This window comes from Streptococcus infantis (genome assembly GCF_021497965.1).
GTDB lineage: Bacteria > Bacillota > Bacilli > Lactobacillales > Streptococcaceae > Streptococcus > Streptococcus infantis_B.
In genome coordinates, this window is sequence record NZ_CP046525.1 from 149,334 (window position 1) to 168,567 (window position 19,234).

Genomic DNA, 19,234 nt, shown 5'->3' on the forward strand with positions numbered 1-19,234 from the left:
AAAGATTATGACAGAAGTAAAAAGACATGTAGAAATTGCAGGCTATGGAGTTTGCCTCCCAAAAAACACAGTGCAATTTAAAGACCAAACGCGTTATCGTGTCGTAGAAAATGAAGAAACACAGCTAGATTTGGCAGAAGCAGCTATCCAAGCTGCGCTTGAAAATGCAAATTTGAGTATGAAAGACATTGATTGCCTCGTATCAGCTAGTGCGGTTGGTGTTCAACCTATTCCGTGTACAGCTGCTTTGATTCATGAGCGCGTGGCAAAAGGACTCTCTATTCCAGCTATGGATATCAATACGACTTGTACAAGTTTTATCTCTGCTCTATCAACGATGTCACATTTGATTGAAGCAGGAGAATATCATCGTGTTTTGATTGTTTCCAGTGAAGTCGGTAGCTTAGGTCTCAATCCAAAGCAAAAAGAAAGTTATGAACTCTTTGGTGATGGGGCCGCAGCCTTTATTTTCCAAGCAAGTAACAGGGATAAGGGAGTGATAGCAAGCCTTCAATGTACTTGGTCGGAGGGAGCTCACGATACTGAAATCCGTGGAGGTTTGACTTCATATCAACCAAAAGAGTACTCTGAAGAAACGAAGACCAATTTCATGTTTGATATGAAAGGGAAGAAGATCCTCTTGCTTTCTGCTCGTGTCATTCCAGAAATGTTCCAAGAATTCCAAGAGAAATCTGGTATTTCTAAAGATGCTGTAGACTATATTATTCCACACCAAGCTAGTCGAGCATTACCACTTGTCATGGATAAATTAGGAGTTAGCAAAGACAAGTATCTCAATATTGTCAGTGAGTATGGGAATATGGTTTCCGTTGCGGTACCTTTTGGATTGGCCTATGCACTAGATCATGGCTATGTGAAGGAAGGAGATATCATCTTCTTGATGGGAACTGCAGCTGGTATGACGGTTAATATGTTGGCTTTGAAATTGTAAAATAAGAGCAGGCACCTATAAGTGGCCTGCTTTTTAAATTAGTTTTAAACGTAGAACTATCGACCTATACAGAAAAAGCTTGCTAACTTTTATGAAACTAAGTATACTAGAAGGTAATAAGCGTTTTCAGACAGTATATTAGGGAGTATACTTAGAAATTGAGAGGAAGATATGGGAATCAGAAAATTTCGATTATTGATGTCCAAGTATGGCTTTAGTATTGCGATAATTCTGGTAGAATTATTTGTTATTTTTGGCATTATTCTTTACATGAGCCAGATTGCACCAATTATTTGGGTGACTCTTGTATTTTTTATCAGCGTAGCAACCGTTATAGCGATTGTCAATCGTTCCATGTCGCCAGAGAGCAAGGTGACTTGGTTGATTGTGACCTTTGTGCCTGTGTTTGGTCCATTACTTTATATCATGTTTGGTGAGCGCCGACTATCAAAAAAAGAGCTGAAACAACTCAGAGAATTGCGTTCGATTACTTTACAAGAGAAGCATGAAGATAGTCTTCATCAGAACCTACAAGAAACAGATAAATCTGCCTACGGGATTATCAACGCTTTGCTACATATGGATAGCAATGCGGAAGTCTATGAGCATACAGATTCACAATTTTTCGCAAATGGAGAAGAAATGTGGCAGCAGATGTTGGAGGATCTAAAGAGAGCTAAAAAATTTATTTTTCTAGAATACTACATTGTCGAAGAGGGCTTGATGTGGGATAGCATGCTCGAAATTCTAGAAGAAAAGGTAGCCCAGGGAGTTGAAGTCAAGATGCTCTACGACGATATTGGTTGTATGGTGACCTTGCCGGGAGATTATACGGTTCATTTGCGTTCTAAAGGAATTGATGCTCATAAGTTTAATAAGGTGATTCCTCGTATGACGGTGGCCTATAATAACCGTGACCACCGAAAAATATTAGTCATTGATGGGCAAATTTCCTATACTGGAGGGATCAACCTCGCAGACGAATATATCAATCAGATTGAACGGTTTGGCCACTGGAAAGATAGTGGAATTCGCATAGATGGTCCGGCGACTCAAGCCTTTACAAGACTATTTCTCATGAACTGGTACATCAACCGTGGGGAAATCAGTGACTTTGATCAGTATCATTTGGAAAATCAGACACGGTCTGGTAGTGGTCTTTGTATCCCTTATGGCAGTGGACCGAAACCAATCTACCAGATGAAGGTGGGTAAAATTGTCTATCAAAATCTGATTAATCAAGCAGAGGATTTTGTTTATATCACAACGCCTTATCTCATTATCGATTATGATTTAACAGAGGATATAAAGAATGCGGCTATGCGAGGCGTAGATGTAAGAATAGTCACACCCCATATACCGGATAAAAAACTCATTCAACTTGTAACACGGGGAGCTTATCCAGATCTTTTATCTGCGGGTGTTCGCATTTTTGAATACACACCTGGTTTTATCCATAGTAAGCAAATGATTGTTGATGATCGATTCGCGGCTGTAGGTACGATTAACTTGGATTATCGTAGCTTGGTTCATCACTATGAAAATGCAGTACTACTCTACAAAACAGAGTCGATAGCGGATATTCGCAAAGATTTTGAAGAAATTTTTGAAGTTTCGCAAGAAATCTTCTCGGATACCATAAATCCTACATGGTATCAAATGATGATTAAAGAAGTGACACAGTTATTTGCACCTATGCTTTGATTGAAAGAGACGGTTTACCGTCTCTTTTTTTCTGCAAGCAGTTTCCTTGACATCTTATTTTTTTTGCGCTATCATATGTCCATATAATATATGGGAGTCTGTGTACAGTCTGAGAGGAAGTGTTAAACTTCGACCGCACCTGATCTGGGTAATGCCAGCGTAGGGAACGAATACTTGGCCTAATTTTGCACCTTTTTCATATATGAAAAAGGTTTTTCTTTTTGTTAAAAGAAAACCTGAGAAGAGGAGGTTTTTATGAAAGCAAGCATTGCCTTGCAAGTTTTACCCTTATCACAAGGGATTGACCGCATAGTTCTTATCGATCAAGTCATTGCTTATCTGCAAGCTCAAGAAGTTACCATGGTAGTGACACCCTTTGAAACGGTCTTAGAGGGAGACTTTGATCAACTCATTCGCATTCTAAAAGAAGCGCTAGAGGTAGCAGGTCAAGGGGCAGACAATGTTTTTGCCAATGTGAAAATAAATGTAGGAGAGATTTTAAGCATCGATGAGAAACTTGAAAAATATAATGAGACGGCATATTAGTCTGCTAGGATTTTTGGGTGTCTTATCTCTTTGGCAGATAGCGGGTTTGTTAAAACTCCTACCAAAGTTTATCTTGCCGACACCACTTGAAATCCTTCAGTCTTTTGTTCGTGACAGAGAATTTCTTTGGTACCATAGTTGGGCCACCTTGAGAGTAGCTTTACTCGGTTTGGTGTTAGGTGTCTTGATAGCCTGTATCATGGCCGTCCTTATGGATAGTTTGGGTTGGCTCAATGACTTGATTTACCCAATGATGGTGGTTGTCCAGACCATACCGACCATTGCCATAGCGCCTATTCTGGTTTTATGGCTCGGTTATGGAATCTTGCCCAAGATTGTCTTGATTATCTTGACGACAACCTTTCCTATCATCGTCAGCATTTTGGATGGTTTTAGGCATTGTGACAAGGACATGCTGACCTTGTTTAGTCTGATGCGAGCCAATCCTTGGCAAATCCTTTGGCATTTTAAAATCCCTGTCAGCCTGCCCTACTTTTATGCAGGAATGAGGGTCAGTGTCTCCTATGCCTTTATCACAACAGTGGTATCTGAGTGGTTGGGAGGCTTTGAAGGACTAGGTGTCTACATGATTCAGTCCAAGAAACTGTTTCAGTATGATACCATGTTTGCCATTATTATTCTGGTATCGCTTATCAGCCTTCTGGGTATGAAGCTGGTCGATATCAGTGAAAAATATGTGATTAAATGGAAACGCACTTAAAGAGCGTTTTGGAAAAAGAAAAGAGGAAATAAAAATGAAGAAAACATGGAAAGTGTTTTTAACGATTGTAACAGCTTTTGTGGCTATCGTGCTGGTGGCTTGTGGCCAAGGAACTGCTTCTAAGGATAGCAAAGAAGCAGAACTCAAAAAAATTGATTTTATCCTAGACTGGGCACCAAATACCAACCATACAGGGCTTTATGTAGCCAAGGAAAAAGGCTATTTCAAGGAAGCTGGAGTGGATGTTGATTTGAAATTGCCGCCAGAAGAAAGCTCATCAGACTTAGTTATCAATGGTAAGGCACCGTTTGCTATCTACTTCCAAGACTACATGGCTAAGAAATTAGAAAAGGGGGCAGGCATTACTGCCGTTGCAGCGATTGTAGAACACAACACATCAGGAATTATCTCTCGTAAGTCTGATAATATCAATAGTCCTAAAGACTTGGTCGGGAAGAAATACGGAACCTGGAATGATCCAACTGAGCTTGCTATGTTGAAAACCTTAGTAGAATCTCAGGGTGGAGACTTTGAGAAGGTTGAAAAAGTACCAAATAACGACTCAAACTCTATCACACCGATTGCCAATGGCGTTTTTGATGCTGCTTGGATTTACTACGGTTGGGATGGAATCCTTGCTAAATCGCAAGGTGTGGATGCCAACTTTATGTACTTGAAGGACTATGTCAAAGAGTTTGACTACTACTCACCAGTTATCATCGCTAACAACGATTATCTGAAAGACAACAAAGAAGAAGCTCGCAAAGTCATCCAAGCCATCAAAAAAGGCTACCAATATGCCATGGAGCACCCAGAAGAAGCAGCCGATATCCTCATCAAGAATGCACCTGAACTCAAGGATAAACGTGACTTTGTCATCGAATCTCAGAAATACTTGTCAAAAGAATACGCAAGCGACAAGGACAAATGGGGACAATTTGATGCGGACCGTTGGAATGCTTTCTACAAATGGGATAAGGAAAATGGGATCCTCAAGGAAGACTTGACTGACAAAGGTTTCACTAACGAATTTGTAAAATAATGACAGAAATTAGACTAGAACACGTAAGCTATGCCTACGATGATGAAAAGATTTTAGAGGATATTAACCTAGAAGTGACTTCAGGTGAAGTTGTCTCTATCCTAGGCCCCAGTGGTGTAGGAAAGACCACTCTCTTTAACCTGATTGCAGGGATTTTAGAAGTCCAGTCGGGGCGAATCATTCTTGACGGAGAGGAAAATCCCAAGGGGCGCGTGAGTTATATGCTACAAAAGGATCTGCTCTTGGAACATAAGACGGTGCTAGGAAATATCATCTTGCCCCTCTTGATTCAAAAGGTAGATAAAGCAGAAGCCATTGCTCGTGCAGGTGAAATCCTTGCTACCTTTCAGTTGACGGCCGTACGGGACAAGTATCCTCATGAGCTTAGTGGTGGGATGCGCCAGCGTGTGGCCTTACTCCGCACTTACCTTTTTGGGCATAAACTCTTTCTTTTAGATGAGGCCTTCAGTGCCTTAGACGAGATGACCAAGATGGAACTCCACGCCTGGTATCTTGATATTCATAAGCAGCTAGGATTGACGACACTCATCATCACCCATAGTATCGAGGAAGCCCTTAACCTTAGTGATCGGATTTATATCTTGAAAAACAGGCCTGGGCAAATCGTTTCTGAAATCAAACTAGACTGGTCTGAAAGTGAAGACAAGGAAGTTCAAAAAATTGCTTATAAACGTCAGATATTAGAAGAGTTAGGCTTGTAGCTGTAATTACAAACTTGAGAAAACAATTCACACTACAAAAAAACTTCGGTACACCATTAATGATACCGAAGTTTTATTTTTAGATGTTTATATTCACGTCTGTAGATCGATGCTTTATTCTAATCCCATCGATACTTTAGAGATGAGCAAGTATGTACCATCCTCTTGTTTGTCAAATGTCAGAGTAACAGACTTGATGTTATTGCCTGTTGATACATAAGAAATGACTTTATTTTCACGATCTTTTTTCTTAGTTGTACTTTCTTTAGATGGTTGTCCGTGTTCTTTTATGACATCATCGTAATTTGTACCACCAGCTCCGCGTTGAAGAATATCACCTTGTTTAAGAGCATCGAATTGTTCTTTGGTCCATGTAAATTCTTCTTCTGATTGATTCGTAGCCGCGGCATTTTGAACAGCATTCTTTTGGATTTGATTATAGATAACTTGACTACCCACAGCAAAAACAATAGATACCACAGAAAGAACCGTACCAATAATAGCTAATACTTTTTTATTTTTACGGTTTATGCATAATCCTACAATACCGAGGATAAGTGCAAGAATAGCGATTAAGAATGAAATTTGATTGATACCAGGAATCCAAGAACCAAGGAGTGCAATAGCTCCCAAAATAATAGCTAGAATCCCAAAAATTTTATTTTCCTGTTTCATAACGAAACCTTTCTCAGCTTTTATTGTGAATCAGTATTTGCACATATTTGCTACTCATTTACATACTTTCAAAGGATTTGAAAGCTAGCTGTAACTTTTTTATTATAACATAAGTGTAGAATAGAGAGTGGAATAAGGCATAGTTTGTTACCGATAAATATTTTTAAAAGTCAGTATTTTCAAGGCTTGAGCCCTAAAAATTTGACTTATAGAGTCTTAAATGATAGTATAGTCAAAGATAGTCAAAGTTTACGAAGGAGGTAGCAAGCTATGAAATTTAAAAATACATCGGATCATATTGAAGCCTATATCAAGGCAATTTTAGAACAATCTGGTATCGTAGAATTGCAACGAAGCCAGCTAGCGGATACCTTTCAAGTGGTACCTAGCCAGATTAACTATGTGATTAAAACTCGTTTTACAGAGAGTAGAGGGTATCTAGTTGAGAGTAAGCGAGGAGGTGGGGGCTATATTCGGATTGGCCGAATTGAATTCTCAAACCACCATGAAATGCTCCGCGATTTATTGTATTCAGTAGGTGAAGAAGTTAGCCCAGTCATCTTTGAAGATGTTTTAAAACTTTTACTTGAACAAGAACTCTTGACTCGTCAGGAGATGAATCTGTTAGTTGCAACGGCCTCAGATCGTGTTTTGGGTGAGGAAGCTGATTATATTCGTGCCAATATGCTTAAGCAGTTACTACAAGAGGTAGATAGAAAAGGAAAATAAAATTACATGAAATATTCAAAAGCATTGAGAGAATGTATAGACAGTGCCTTTCTAGTGGCGAGTCGCTTTGGAGCAGACTACCTGGAGTCTTGGCACCTACTGATTGCCATGGCCAATCATAGCTACAGTGTTGCTGGAGCAACTTTGAACGAGTTCCCGTATGAGATTGATCGTTTAGAGGAGGTCGCTGTTGAATTAACAGAGGCCAACTATAGCCACAAGGAAGATTATCAGGAACTCCCTTTTTCTTATCGTTTAAACGTCTTGATGTTGGAGGCGGAACATGTTGCCTCCGTTGTACATGCAAAAGCATTGGGAACTGAGCACCTTCTCTACGCAATCTTGCATGACGGTAATGCTTTAGCTACTCGTATTTTGGAAAAAGCAGGTTTTTCTTATGAAGACCAGAAGGACCAAGTCAAAATTGCTGGACTTCGTCGTAACCTTGAAGCGCGTGCTGGTTGGACAAAGGAAGATTTGAAGGCTCTACGCCAGCGGCACCGCTCAGTAGCAGATAAGCAAAATTCTATGGCCAATATGATGGGCATGCCTCAAACTCCAAGTGGTGGTTTGGAAGATTATACTCATGATCTCACAGAGCAAGCTCGTTCAGGCAAATTGGAGCCAGTTATCGGACGTGATCAAGAAATCTCTCGTATGATTCAAATCTTGAGCCGTAAGACCAAAAACAATCCAGTTCTAGTTGGAGATGCGGGTGTTGGTAAAACAGCTTTAGCACTTGGCCTTGCGCAGCGAATTGCAAATGGAGATGTACCAGCTGAAATGGCTAAGATGCGTGTTCTAGAGCTTGATTTGATGAATGTGGTTGCAGGAACTCGCTTCCGTGGGGACTTTGAAGAACGTATGAATAATATCATCAAAGATATCGAGGAAGATGGTAAGGTTATCCTCTTTATCGATGAGCTTCATACCATTATGGGTTCAGGAAGTGGGATTGACTCGACCTTGGATGCGGCCAATATCCTAAAACCTGCCTTGGCACGTGGAACTCTGAGAACTGTCGGAGCAACCACTCAGGAAGAATACCAAAAACATATCGAAAAAGACGCTGCCCTTTCTCGTCGCTTTGCTAAAGTGATGATTGAGGAGCCGAGCGTGGCTGATAGTATGGCTATCTTACAAGGATTAAAGACAATCTATGAGAAGCACCACCATGTCCAAATTACAGACGATGCTGTCGAAACAGCTGTTAAAATGGCGCATCGCTATTTGACAAGTCGTCACTTGCCAGACTCAGCGATTGACCTTTTGGATGAAGCAGCAGCGACAGTCCAAAACAAATCGAAGCATGTGAAAGCAGACGAGTCAGGTCTATCTCCAGCTGATAAGGCCTTGATGGATGGCAAATGGAAGCAAGCAGCGCAACTCATTTCAAAAGAGCAGGAAGCACCTGTTTACAAAGATGTAGTAAAAGAATCTGATATTTTGACAACCTTGAGTCGCTTGTCAGGTATTCCAGTTCAAAAATTGACACAAACGGATGCCAAGAAGTATCTCAACCTTGAAGCTGAGCTGCATAAACGTGTTATTGGACAAGAACAAGCTGTCTCTAGTATCAGTCGTGCCATTCGCCGAAATCAATCAGGTATTCGCAATAACAAACGTCCAATTGGATCCTTTATGTTCTTAGGACCAACTGGTGTTGGTAAAACTGAATTGGCTAAGGCTTTGGCAGAAGTTCTCTTTGATGACGAATCTGCCCTTATCCGCTTTGATATGAGTGAATACATGGAGAAATTTGCAGCTAGCCGTCTCAACGGAGCTCCTCCAGGTTATGTAGGCTATGAAGAAGGTGGAGAGCTGACCGAGAAGGTTCGCAACAAACCATATTCAGTCTTGCTTTTTGACGAGGTAGAAAAGGCTCACCCAGATATCTTTAATGTTCTTTTGCAGATCTTGGATGATGGTGTCTTGACGGACAGTAAGGGCCGTAAGGTTGATTTTTCAAATACCATCATTATCATGACATCAAACCTCGGTGCGACAGCACTTCGTGATGATAAAACAGTCGGCTTTGGAGCTAAGGACATTCGTTTTGATCAAGAAAATATGGAAAAACGGATGTTTGAAGAGCTAAAAAAGGCTTATCGTCCAGAGTTTATCAACCGTATTGATGAGAAGGTAGTCTTCCATAGCTTGTCAAGTCAAGATATGCAGGACGTGGTTAAGATTATGGTCAAACCATTGATTGCAAGCCTGGCAGAAAAAGGGATTGACTTGAAACTTCAAGCATCTGCCCTTAAGCTTCTGGCTCAGAAGGGCTATGATCCAGAGATGGGAGCTCGTCCACTACGCAGAACTTTGCAAACAGAAGTAGAAGACAAACTAGCAGAACTCCTTCTTACAGGTGAACTGAAAGAAGGCAAGACACTGAAGATTGGTGTCAAAGCTGGTCAATTGAAATTTGATATTGTATAAAACAAGAACTAAGAATCTATAATTTGTAGATACGACCTCTTCATTGCCATCAATTGCAGAAAGGAAGTAGAAGATGATGAATCAGAAAATTCCAACCGGGATGACAGAAAAAGAGTATTTTGAAGTTCATGCAAGCCAGGAGGAGTTTCTTGAGTGGTATCACCAGCAAGAACTCCCTCAGTATGAAAAGCCAAGTGTGACTGTGGATATGGTAGCCTATTGCTTTGTAGAAGGGAAAATGAAACTCTTTCTGATTCGTCGGAAGGCACATCCTTTCCAAAATTGTTTAGCACTAGTTGGCGGATTTATGGATAAGGGGGAAGATGCTGCCCATGCTTGTCAGCGTGAAGTGAAAGAAGAAATCAATCTTGAACTTCCCTTAGAAAAGATTGAACAGTTAGTAACAGTATCGACTCCTGCTCGTGATCCCAGAGGTTGGACGGTTACCATTGCCCACTTGGTTTACCTACCGAGACAAGCAATTGATCTAGCTAAGGCTGGAGACGATGCAAAAGAAGTCGTTCTTGTAGATGTTGATTTTCACACAGGTAAGTGTTATTTGGATGGAAAAGAACTGGAAGAGAAGGACTTTGCATTTGACCATTTATCCATTATTCAAACATCCATCAAGAAAATTAAAAAAGCTATCGACTATGACCCTCGTTTCCTTTATCTACTAGAGGATGAGTTCACAGTGGATGACGGCCTAGCTCTCATTGAGACTCTATGCCCAGAGAAATCCTGTACAAGTGATAGTTTCTTAGAGAAATATGGTCATAGCATAGAGGAAGTTGGCTTTAAACGGATTCCTCAGAAGGAAGTTATCACTATTTATCGATTAAAATAAAAAGTGAGGTCGGAAAAATTTCCGGCCTCTTTTTGTTGTTATTTTATGTTTAAGGATGTTTATCTTTTTTAGGATTACTCATAAAACGAATGAATAAATCTTTGTATTTGTATTTCAAATAATGTTCGTGTAAGTATAGTAGAGACATATAGACAATCATGAAGATTGTGGTTAAATAAAATAAATCAAATGTAGTCTGGGCATAGCGACTTGCAGACTGATAAGAGCAGAAAGCACCTAAAATTATCCAAGGAAGATATTTGTAATATTTGCTTGACATAAGTCTACACCTCCAATATCCTATTTCAATTTTATTATAGCCCTTCAAGAAAAAATGCAAGCGATTACACTTTTAAAATATAGCATTTCAGTAGAAAGAATCTTCTTTTTTAAATACTTTACGAATAGTAGAGATAGGAGGATTAAAAAGGAACAAGTATAAATAAAAAACATATATAAATAGTTGACAAACAAGCAAGCAAATATTACAATAATATTACAGAAGTATTGCACAACATTTCAAAAAGATTACAGGAGAAAAATATTATGAAAACAAAAAACTCAATTCGATTGCTAGCAGTTGCCGTATTGGCTTCAACATTGCTCTTGGGAGCATGCGGCAATAAAAAAGAAGAAGCTAAAAATGACAATGCTAATAAGACAACGCAAACGACATCAAGTTCAAAGACAAGCTCTTCTAACAAAGATAGTAAATCTCAAACTTCAACAAGCACCACTACTTCAGAAAAAGCTAAGTTCCCTTCTGATCAGTCAGCGGCTACTGCAAATCAATCGCAAGCAACAACAGCGCCAGAAACAAAGCGGAATCAAAAATCTTCTGCTAAGCAGACGCCTTCTCAAGTCCCATCAAATCAAGAAGGAACACAAGCAAAATCGAATCAGTCAACTTATGATCCAACAACTGATCGCAAACTTCAAGACAAGCAGGCAGAACATAACAAACGTTATAAAGGAGTCTTGACTATGGTGGACAAAGATTTTTCGGCTGCAGCTGGAAATTGGAAGGGCGCTAATGGTGAAACTATCACTGTTTCATCAGGTGGCAAGTTTACAGTAGAATCTGCTGATGGTAAGAAAGAAAACTATTCTATCCAAAGCTATTCTTATACTCTTGATGATGGGAAATACAATGCTGAAGTAGGTGGTGGAAAAGTCATCCAAATTACAACAGGTGCAGATGGTACGGTATCTAGTGTTGTTTTGATTCAACCATAGAAAGCCGCCTCGCCTCAAATCTTGTCTAGACTTAGATTTATAAAAGAGTAGTTCAACTGTTTTTCACTTAATTTCTCTAATAGAAGTGGTATAATAAATGAATCAAAAGGGAATGAGTGATAAATCAATGGCGGATAAATTAATTTTACCTCAAAATACACGACTCATGGGAGTGTTTCTTGGCTTTATCGGTGGTTCTTTGGATGTGTTCTGTCACATCCAGTACCATAGTTTGGTGGCGACACAGACAGGGAATATTCTCCTACTGATATCAGATTGGCACGATTCACATGTCATCAATACCATGTTGCGGTTCTGCTCCATTATTTTCTTTTCCCTAGGATTTCTGTTTGCATTACACATGAAAGAATATCGCAAAACAGCCTATTGGCGGGTTAAGATGCTGCTTCCCTTATTTATTGGAACTCTTCTTTTGCCCTTCTTTTCTCGATTTCCTTTACTAGAAGTACCTTTTATTGCTTTTGGAACAGGTATGATGATGCTAACATTTACGGGTAGTTTGATTGAAGATCATCCTTATGTCATTTTTATGACTTCTGGAAATTACCGAAAGATGTTGACTGCTTTGTATCGCATCGTTAGAGGAGAAGGAGATGTTCAAGAATATCGTCGCCAATCCTTGAACTATGGAATTGTTGTAGGGAGTTTCGTTTTGGGGGCAATTAGTTTAGCTGTATCGATGCATTTTTTCCATGAATGGTCTATTTGGATTGTCAGTTTCAATCTGTTTTTGATTATGTCCTACTATATTGCTAGAGTGAAGCAACTAGATTTGCAAGTTGAAAATATATAAAAAGGCAAGGCTCGTTTTTGAGCTTTGCCTTTTTTGTGAGGTGGATAGAAGATTATGCTTTCTCTAACTGTAAGAGAGTTTCAATCTCTGCCAGTGTGCTTGCTTGTGAAATAGCTCCACGAAGTTTAGCAGCTCCGGATGTACCACGGAGATAGTGAGGAGCTAGTCCACGGAATTCACGGACAGCAACCTTTTCTCCCTTGAGATCAATCAAGCGTTTCAAGTGTTCATAAGCGATTTTCATTTTATCTTCGAAGGTCAAATCAGGAAGGATTTCTCCCGTTTCGAAATAATGATTGATTTGATTGAAGAGATAAGGATTACCCATAGCAGCTCGACCAATCATAACAGCATCAGCACCGACTTCTTCAATGCGTTGTTTGGCATCTTGGACAGTGCGGATGTCACCATTAGCAATAAATGGAATCTTAGTCAGCGCTTGTGCAACCTTGTGAAGAGTTTCGAGGTCAGCGTGACCAGTATACATTTGCTCACGGGTACGACCATGCATGGCAAGGGCAGAAACACCTGCAGCTTCAGCGGCAAGGGCATTTTCTACTGCTAGGGATGGGTCAGACCAGCCTGTACGCATTTTGACAGTGAGAGGGATATCAAGGACTGATTGAACCTTGTTAACGATAGAATAGATCTTGTCTGGATCCTTGAGCCACATAGCACCAGCCTCGTTTTTTACGATTTTATTAACTGGGCAGCCCATGTTGATATCGACGATATCGGTCTTAGTATTTTCCTGGATGAATTCTGCTGCGCGTGCTAGGCTATCTTCGTCACTTCCAAAGAGCTGGATCGATACTGGGTTTTCCCCTTCATCGATGTGGAGCATATGTAGGGTCTTTTCATTGTTATATTGGATACCCTTGTCAGAGACCATTTCCATAACAACAAGTCCGGCCCCGAGTTCTTTTACAATAGTGCGGAAGGCAGAGTTTGTCACACCGGCCATGGGTGCGAGGACCGTCCGGTTTGGGATCTCGACGTTCCCAATCATAAAAGGTGTATTAAGATTTGTCACGAATGAGTTCCTCCAAGTCGTTTTCATCAAAGTTGTAAGTAGTTTGGCAGAACTGACAAGTAATTTCTGCCCCGTGGTCTTCATCCTTCATTTCCTGTAAATCTGAGCTCGGAAGGCTCGCAAGAGCGTTCATAAATCGTTCTTTGCTACAGTCGCATTGGAAACGAATTTCTTCTTCAGACAGGCGTTTGTATGGTTCGTTACCGTAGATAGCCTTGATAAGGGCTTCGATATGGTCGTCGCTTTCTAGAAGAGTCGAAATGGCTGGCATTTCTTGGATGCGTTTTTCAAAACGGGCGATTTCTTCTTCCTTGGCATTTGGCAATACTTGTAGCAAGAAGCCGCCTGCAACCTTAACCTTATCGTCTTCGTCTAAAAGGACATTAAGCCCTACAGCTGAAGGGGTTTGTTGGCTTTCTGCCAAGTAGAAAGCTAGGTCTTCACCGATTTCTCCAGAAATAAGAGGGGTCATGGAATTGTATGGATTTCCAGTACCGTAGTCTGTGATCACTAGGAATTGGCCATTGCCGACAAAAGGTCCGACTAGAACTTCACCAGTAGCAGTTTTTTTGATGTCAACGCCAGGATTTTGTACATAGCCTTTGACATTCCCCTTAGTATCTGCAACGGTGATGATGGCTCCGAGTGAGCTAGTTCCGAGGACTTTGACAGTAATTTTGGTATTTCCCTTTTCGTTGGCGGCGAGAATTTGACTGGTAATGAGGGTACGGCCAAGTGCGACCGTTGAGCTAGCTTGAGTTTGATGTTTTTCTTGAGCAGTGCGGACGGTTTCAGTGCTGTCTAGTACATAAGCACGAAAAGATCCACTTTCTGATATTGTTTTAATAATTTTATCCATAGCTACTATTTTAGCATAAAAATGCCCAAAGGGGGAGCCGTGTGTTTGCTAGTCTTTCAAATTGTTTGATTTATAATTTGCTGGTATTAGGATGTCATAAGATTTAGATTTTCAAAGGATGTTTTTATCAAGATTTTGCCTTGTCTTAAAATAAGCTAAAATCAACTTCTAAAAAATGGTAAACAGTTGAAAACAAAGGGAATAAAGTGGTAAAATGGGAACGAGATAAAATAGTAATTGTATTTTTGCAAAAATTTATGAAAATTTACAGAAAAGAAATCAATCATGAATAAAAAGAAATCATACTATGTTTTTTTAGGGCAAACTGTCCTGTATTTTATTGTTTTGCTGGGTTTACTTTATTTCTTTAGTTATTTAGGGCAAAGTCAGGGAAGCTTTATTTACAATGAATTTTAGTTTAAGGAGAGAGCGTCGTGTCTAATAAGCCGCTTAGAGATATGATTGAAAGAATTGAGCATTTCGCTCAAACTCAGCCCAATTTTCCGGTATACAATGTCCTTGGTGAGGAACATACCTATGGCCAATTGAAGGCTGATTCAGATAGCTTGGCTGCTCACATCGACCAAATGGGACTTCCCGAAAAGTCACCTGTAGTGGTCTTTGGTGGACAAGAATATGAAATGTTAGCAACCTTTGTGGCCTTGACAAAATCTGGCCATGCCTATATCCCAATTGATAGTCACTCTGCCTTGGAGCGCGTGTCTGCCATTGTTGAAGTAGCAGAGCCAAGCTTGATTATTGCCATCAATGAATTTCCATTGGAAAACCCAGCTGCTCCAATCATGTCCTTGGAGCAAGTGCGTGAAGCTTATGCGGCTCAGCATGCCTATGACTTGCAACATCCGGTCAAAGGGGATGATAACTACTACATCATCTTTACCTCAGGGACAACTGGGAAACCAAAAGGGGTGCAAATTTCGCACGATAACTTGCTCAGTTTTACCAACTGGATGATTACGGACAAGGAATTTGCAACGCCAGAGCGTCCGCAAATGTTGGCACAACCGCCCTATTCCTTTGACTTGTCTGTCATGTACTGGGCACCGACCTTGGCTCTTGGAGGAACCCTTTTTGCCCTTCCATCAGCCATCACTCAAGACTTCAAACAACTCTTTGCGACCATCTTTTCTCTTCCGATTGCTATCTGGACTTCGACACCATCTTTTGCAGATATGGCCATGTTGTCTGAAGATTTCAATGCTGAAAAGATGCCAGGGATCACCCATTTCTACTTTGATGGGGAAGAGTTGACCGTTAAAACCGCTCAAAAATTGCGCGAGCGTTTCCCAAATGCGCGTATCATCAATGCTTACGGGCCAACAGAAGCAACTGTTGCTTTGTCGGCTGTAGCCGTAACAGATGAGATGTTAGCGACTTTGAAACGTCTGCCAATTGGTTATACCAAAGAAGATTCTCCAACCTTCATCATTGATGAGGCAGGTAACAAATTGCCAAATGGTGAGCAAGGGGAGATCATCGTATCTGGCCCAGCCGTTTCAAAAGGTTATATGAATAATCCAGAGAAAACAGCAGAAGCTTTCTTCGAATTTGAAGGTCTTCCAGCCTACCATACAGGAGATGTCGGAACCATGACGGATGAAGGCCTCCTTCTCTACGGTGGACGGATGGACTTCCAAATCAAGTTTAACGGTTATCGTATCGAGCTAGAGGATGTCTCTCAAAACTTGAATAAATCGAAGTATATTGACTCAGCAGTCGCAGTACCGCGTTATAATAAAGATCACAAGGTCCAAAATCTCTTGGCCTATGTTATCTTAAAAGAGGGCGTCAAAGAACAATTTGAGCGCGAAATTGATATCACGAAAGCCATCAAAGAAGACTTGGAAGATATCATGATGTCTTACATGATGCCGTCTAAGTTCCTTTATAGACAAGATTTGCCACTAACTCCAAATGGAAAAATCGATATTAAAGGGTTGATTAGCGAGGTAAACAATAGATGATGGATTTCCTAAAACAGCTACCTCATATTGAGCCTTATGGGAATCCACAGTACTTTTTGTACGTAATTACGGCTACCTTGCCAATCTTTATCGGACTTTTTTTCAAAAAACGTTTTGTCTGGTATGAAATATTGGTTAGTTTGTTCTTTATCGTTACTATGTTGACGGGGGGCAAGACTAATCAAATAGCTGCCTTAGGAATTTATCTGATATGGCAAATATTACTGGTACTTTTTTACAAGCAGTATCGAAAAGTCCGAGATGGCAAATGGATTTTCTACTTGGTGAGTCTATTATCGTTACTTCCCATCATTTTTGTGAAAGTGCAACCGGCTATTAACGGCACACAGTCTTTATTAGGATTTATTGGTATTTCCTATTTGACTTTTCGTTCGGTGGGAATCATTATTGAACTCAGAGATGGGGTCATTAAGGATTTGAAAATGTGGGAGTATTTACGTTTTCTCCTCTTCATGCCGACATTTTCAAGTGGTCCCATTGATCGATTCAAGCGTTTTAATGAAAATTATCAGACGATTCCAGAACGTGATGAGTTGATGGACATGCTAGCTGAGTCAGTTCGATATATCATGTTGGGGTTTCTGTATAAATTTATCTTGGCTCATATTTTAGGCGAAATTATGTTAACGCCCCTAAAAAATCTAGCTCTACAGGCAGGTGGATTCTTTAACTATTATGTAGTGGCAGTCATGTATACATTTGGTTTGGATCTTTTCTTTGATTTTGCGGGCTATTCTCTGTTTGCTTTAGCAATTTCAAATCTGATGGGAATTCGTAGTCCGATCAATTTCAACAAACCTTTCTTGTCGAGAGATTTGAAAGAGTTTTGGAATCGTTGGCACATGAGTTTATCTTTCTGGTTCCGTGACTTTGTCTTTATGCGCATGGTTCTGTTGATGACGAGAAAGAAATTGTTTAAGAATCGAAATATGACTTCAAGTGTCGCTTATATCTTGAACATGCTCCTTATGGGATTCTGGCATGGGATAACATGGTTTTATATCGCTTACGGACTCTTTCATGGGGTAGGCTTAGTGATGAATGATGCCTGGATTCGGAAGAAAAAAACGCTCAATAAGGAACGTAAGAAAGCAGGGCAACCTCCCTTGCTTGAGAATCGTTGGGCTCAGTTACTTGGCATGGTGCTAACCTTCCATGTCGTAATGGTTTCATTCTTAATCTTTTCTGGATTTTTGAATGATTTATGGTTTAAAAAATAGAAGGAATTAAAAAAATGGATATCAAATCAGAAGTTATTGAAATTATCGATGAATTGTTCATGGAAGATGTTTCTGACATGATGGATGAAGATCTTTTTGATGCAGGTGTCTTGGATAGTATGGGAACAGTTGAATTGATCGTGGAAATCGAAAATCGCTTTGATATTCGTGTCCCGGTTACAGAATTTGGTCGTGACGACTGGAATACAGCCAATAAAATCGTAGCAGGGATTACGGAGTTAAAGAATGCTTAAACGTCTGTGGTTAATTTTTGGGCCACTCCTTGTTGCTGCTTTATTGCTTCTTCTACTTATCCTTTTTTATCCTGGTAGCAAAAGTCACAATCTTATGGAGGAAAAATACTCTGCAGCCTCAATAAGTGCAGAAAGCTTTAAGGAGAGAAGTCAAAAAGTGAGAGCTCTTACAGACCCTGACATGCGTTTTATCCCTTTCTTTGGGTCCAGTGAGTGGAATCGCTTTGATAATATGCACCCGGCGGTACTAGCTGAAAAGTATAATCGTTCTTATCGCCCTTACTTTCTGGGGCAGGCAGGAGCAGCGTCTCTTAGCCAGTATTTTGGGATGCAACAAATCACATCTGAACTTGAGAATAAACAAGCGGTATTTGTAATCTCTCCACAATGGTTTACAAAAGAGGATCATGACCCGACTATTTTCCAAACTTACTTTAATAATGATCAACTAACTTCTTTTTTGGAAAATCAATCTGGAGATGCTGCCTCTCAGTTTGCTGCCAACAGACTTTTGAAACAAAATCCAGGAATCTCTCTGAAAGGGATTGTTGAAAAGTTGGCTAAGAATGAACAGTTGTCAGACTTCGATCATTCAATAATTACAGCTTCTGCAGAATTCAACGAAAAACAATCTGCTCTTTTTGGGCAATTCTCCATTCGAGGGCGATTAAGTTACAAAGATCACGTTGAAAAATATTTGGGCAATCTCCCAGATCAATTTTCTTATGAAGAATTGGAAGCTATCGCTCGAAAAGAGGGGGAAGAAAATACGACCAATAATGATTTGGGAGTAGATAATCATTTTTACAATACTCAGCTAAAGAAGGATCTCAAAAAGTGGGAAGGCTCTCAAAAGAATTTTAACTTTCTAAAATCGCCTGAGTACAATGATCTACAGTTAGTACTCGATCAATTTGCCAAGTCTAAGGTCAATGTGATTTTTGTTTTTCAACCTGTCAATAAAAAATGGATGGATTATACAGGCTTGAGTGAAGAAATGTATCAACACACTGTCGAAAAAATTCGATACCAATTGGAAAGTCAAGGGTTCACCAACATCGCTGACTTTTCAAAAGATGGTGATGAACCATACTTTGTCAAGGATACGATTCATATCGGTTGGTTAGGTTGGTTGGCGTTTGATAAGGTTGTAAATCCTTTTTTGAGCAATCCAACAACAGCACCTAATTACCAAATGAATAATCGATTTTTCAGCCAAGATTGGGCGGATTACGATGGGAACATCAAAGATTTTCAATAAATAGCAAAAGAGTCTGAACCTTGGTTTGGGCTTTTTGTAATCAATGAATTTTGGGTAAAGGTTAGTATAGTAGTGAAGTTTCCTTTTGAATGAAGGAAGTAAAAAGTCTGTAGAGGAAATGAAAACATATCAGATCTTTTCATCTTTTTTCTTGACTTTTAACTGGGATGTGAT

Annotated in this window: 20 protein-coding genes and 1 riboswitch; of the genes, 16 read left to right on the forward strand and 4 right to left on the reverse strand. The window is 40.0% G+C overall.

The annotated features are described in order from the left end of the window. Window positions 1–7 precede the first annotated feature (7 nt). The 6 genes from GOM46_RS00790 (at window position 8) to GOM46_RS00815 (ending at window position 5,687) form a co-directional block, all read left to right on the forward strand. A complete protein-coding gene (locus GOM46_RS00790) occupies window positions 8–952 on the forward strand; it encodes a 3-oxoacyl-[acyl-carrier-protein] synthase III C-terminal domain-containing protein (protein ID WP_235084131.1) in 945 nt (314 codons plus the stop codon). A gap of 171 nt (window positions 953–1,123) precedes the next feature. After that, window positions 1,124–2,656 (forward strand): cardiolipin synthase, encoded by a 1,533-nt coding sequence (cls, locus tag GOM46_RS00795; protein ID WP_235083671.1) that lies wholly within the window; start codon window positions 1,124–1,126, stop codon window positions 2,654–2,656. 80 nt (window positions 2,657–2,736) lie between these two features. Continuing rightward, a riboswitch (TPP riboswitch) is annotated at window positions 2,737–2,839 on the forward strand. A gap of 72 nt (window positions 2,840–2,911) precedes the next feature. Further along, complete coding sequence (locus GOM46_RS00800; protein WP_235083672.1) at window positions 2,912–3,202, forward strand: MTH1187 family thiamine-binding protein; 291 nt, start codon at window positions 2,912–2,914, stop codon at window positions 3,200–3,202. Further along, window positions 3,165–3,923, forward strand: coding sequence for an ABC transporter permease (locus GOM46_RS00805; RefSeq protein ID WP_235083673.1), 759 nt, complete (start codon window positions 3,165–3,167; stop codon window positions 3,921–3,923). Before GOM46_RS00800 ends, GOM46_RS00805 begins: the two co-directional genes overlap by 38 nt. 34 nt (window positions 3,924–3,957) lie before the next feature. Further along, window positions 3,958–4,965 carry an ABC transporter substrate-binding protein gene (locus tag GOM46_RS00810; RefSeq protein WP_235083674.1) on the forward strand — a complete coding sequence of 336 codons (1,008 nt, stop codon included), beginning with the start codon at window positions 3,958–3,960 and terminating at the stop codon, window positions 4,963–4,965. Beyond that, window positions 4,965–5,687, forward strand: coding sequence for an ABC transporter ATP-binding protein (locus GOM46_RS00815; RefSeq protein ID WP_235083675.1), 723 nt, complete (start codon window positions 4,965–4,967; stop codon window positions 5,685–5,687). The genes GOM46_RS00810 and GOM46_RS00815 overlap by 1 nt, the downstream gene beginning before the upstream one ends. A 114-nt stretch (window positions 5,688–5,801) precedes the next feature. On the opposite strand, the gene GOM46_RS00820 is transcribed toward GOM46_RS00815, so the two are convergent. Continuing rightward, window positions 5,802–6,362 carry a DUF308 domain-containing protein gene (locus GOM46_RS00820; protein ID WP_235083676.1) on the reverse strand — a complete coding sequence of 187 codons (561 nt, stop codon included), beginning with the start codon at window positions 6,360–6,362 and terminating at the stop codon, window positions 5,802–5,804. A 270-nt stretch (window positions 6,363–6,632) separates the two neighbouring features. On the opposite strand from GOM46_RS00820, the gene GOM46_RS00825 reads away from it, so the two are divergent. The 3 genes from GOM46_RS00825 to GOM46_RS00835 all read left to right on the forward strand — a co-directional run bounded on the left by GOM46_RS00825 (window position 6,633) and on the right by GOM46_RS00835 (window position 10,377). Further along, window positions 6,633–7,091 (forward strand): CtsR family transcriptional regulator, encoded by a 459-nt coding sequence (locus tag GOM46_RS00825; RefSeq protein ID WP_235083677.1) that lies wholly within the window; start codon window positions 6,633–6,635, stop codon window positions 7,089–7,091. Window positions 7,092–7,097: 6 nt separating this feature from the next. After that, complete coding sequence (locus GOM46_RS00830) at window positions 7,098–9,530, forward strand: ATP-dependent Clp protease ATP-binding subunit (protein ID WP_235083678.1); 2,433 nt, start codon at window positions 7,098–7,100, stop codon at window positions 9,528–9,530. Between the two features lie 73 nt (window positions 9,531–9,603). Beyond that, the gene (locus tag GOM46_RS00835; protein ID WP_235083679.1) at window positions 9,604–10,377 is read left to right on the forward strand and encodes an NUDIX domain-containing protein; all 774 of its coding nucleotides are present in this window, start codon (window positions 9,604–9,606) and stop codon (window positions 10,375–10,377) included. A 49-nt stretch (window positions 10,378–10,426) separates the two neighbouring features. On the opposite strand, the gene GOM46_RS00840 is transcribed toward GOM46_RS00835, so the two are convergent. Further along, window positions 10,427–10,657, reverse strand: a complete 231-nt coding sequence (locus tag GOM46_RS00840) for a hypothetical protein (RefSeq protein WP_006144770.1) — start codon at window positions 10,655–10,657, stop codon at window positions 10,427–10,429. A gap of 266 nt (window positions 10,658–10,923) precedes the next feature. On the opposite strand from GOM46_RS00840, the gene GOM46_RS00845 reads away from it, so the two are divergent. Together GOM46_RS00845 and GOM46_RS00850 are read left to right on the forward strand one after the other, a co-directional pair. Further along, on the forward strand, window positions 10,924–11,613 hold the full coding sequence (locus GOM46_RS00845) for a hypothetical protein (RefSeq protein WP_235083680.1): 690 nt from the start codon (window positions 10,924–10,926) through the stop codon (window positions 11,611–11,613). Window positions 11,614–11,740: 127 nt separating this feature from the next. Continuing rightward, a complete protein-coding gene (locus GOM46_RS00850) occupies window positions 11,741–12,427 on the forward strand; it encodes a YoaK family protein (RefSeq protein ID WP_235084132.1) in 687 nt (228 codons plus the stop codon). Between the two features lie 52 nt (window positions 12,428–12,479). On the opposite strand, the gene dusB is transcribed toward GOM46_RS00850, so the two are convergent. After that, a complete protein-coding gene (gene dusB, locus GOM46_RS00855; protein ID WP_235083681.1) occupies window positions 12,480–13,460 on the reverse strand; it encodes a tRNA dihydrouridine synthase DusB in 981 nt (326 codons plus the stop codon). Then, window positions 13,447–14,319, reverse strand: coding sequence for an Hsp33 family molecular chaperone HslO (gene hslO, locus GOM46_RS00860; protein WP_235083682.1), 873 nt, complete (start codon window positions 14,317–14,319; stop codon window positions 13,447–13,449). The genes dusB and hslO overlap by 14 nt, the downstream gene beginning before the upstream one ends. 285 nt (window positions 14,320–14,604) lie before the next feature. On the opposite strand from hslO, the gene GOM46_RS00865 reads away from it, so the two are divergent. From GOM46_RS00865 to dltD, 5 genes are read left to right on the forward strand one after another with little or no spacing between them, the layout of a single operon-like run. Continuing rightward, complete coding sequence (locus GOM46_RS00865) at window positions 14,605–14,736, forward strand: teichoic acid D-Ala incorporation-associated protein DltX (protein ID WP_006150987.1); 132 nt, start codon at window positions 14,605–14,607, stop codon at window positions 14,734–14,736. 17 nt (window positions 14,737–14,753) lie between these two features. Then, window positions 14,754–16,304, forward strand: coding sequence for a D-alanine--poly(phosphoribitol) ligase subunit DltA (dltA, locus tag GOM46_RS00870; protein WP_235083683.1), 1,551 nt, complete (start codon window positions 14,754–14,756; stop codon window positions 16,302–16,304). After that, the gene (gene dltB, locus GOM46_RS00875) at window positions 16,301–17,545 is read left to right on the forward strand and encodes a D-alanyl-lipoteichoic acid biosynthesis protein DltB (RefSeq protein WP_235083684.1); all 1,245 of its coding nucleotides are present in this window, start codon (window positions 16,301–16,303) and stop codon (window positions 17,543–17,545) included. Before dltA ends, dltB begins: the two co-directional genes overlap by 4 nt. Window positions 17,546–17,559: 14 nt before the next feature. Then, a complete protein-coding gene (gene dltC / locus GOM46_RS00880; RefSeq protein ID WP_000351968.1) occupies window positions 17,560–17,799 on the forward strand; it encodes a D-alanine--poly(phosphoribitol) ligase subunit DltC in 240 nt (79 codons plus the stop codon). Then, window positions 17,792–19,060: a D-alanyl-lipoteichoic acid biosynthesis protein DltD gene (gene dltD, locus GOM46_RS00885; protein WP_235083685.1), complete on the forward strand. Its 1,269-nt coding sequence runs from the start codon at window positions 17,792–17,794 to the stop codon at window positions 19,058–19,060. Before dltC ends, dltD begins: the two co-directional genes overlap by 8 nt. The last annotated feature ends 174 nt before the right edge of the window (window positions 19,061–19,234 follow it).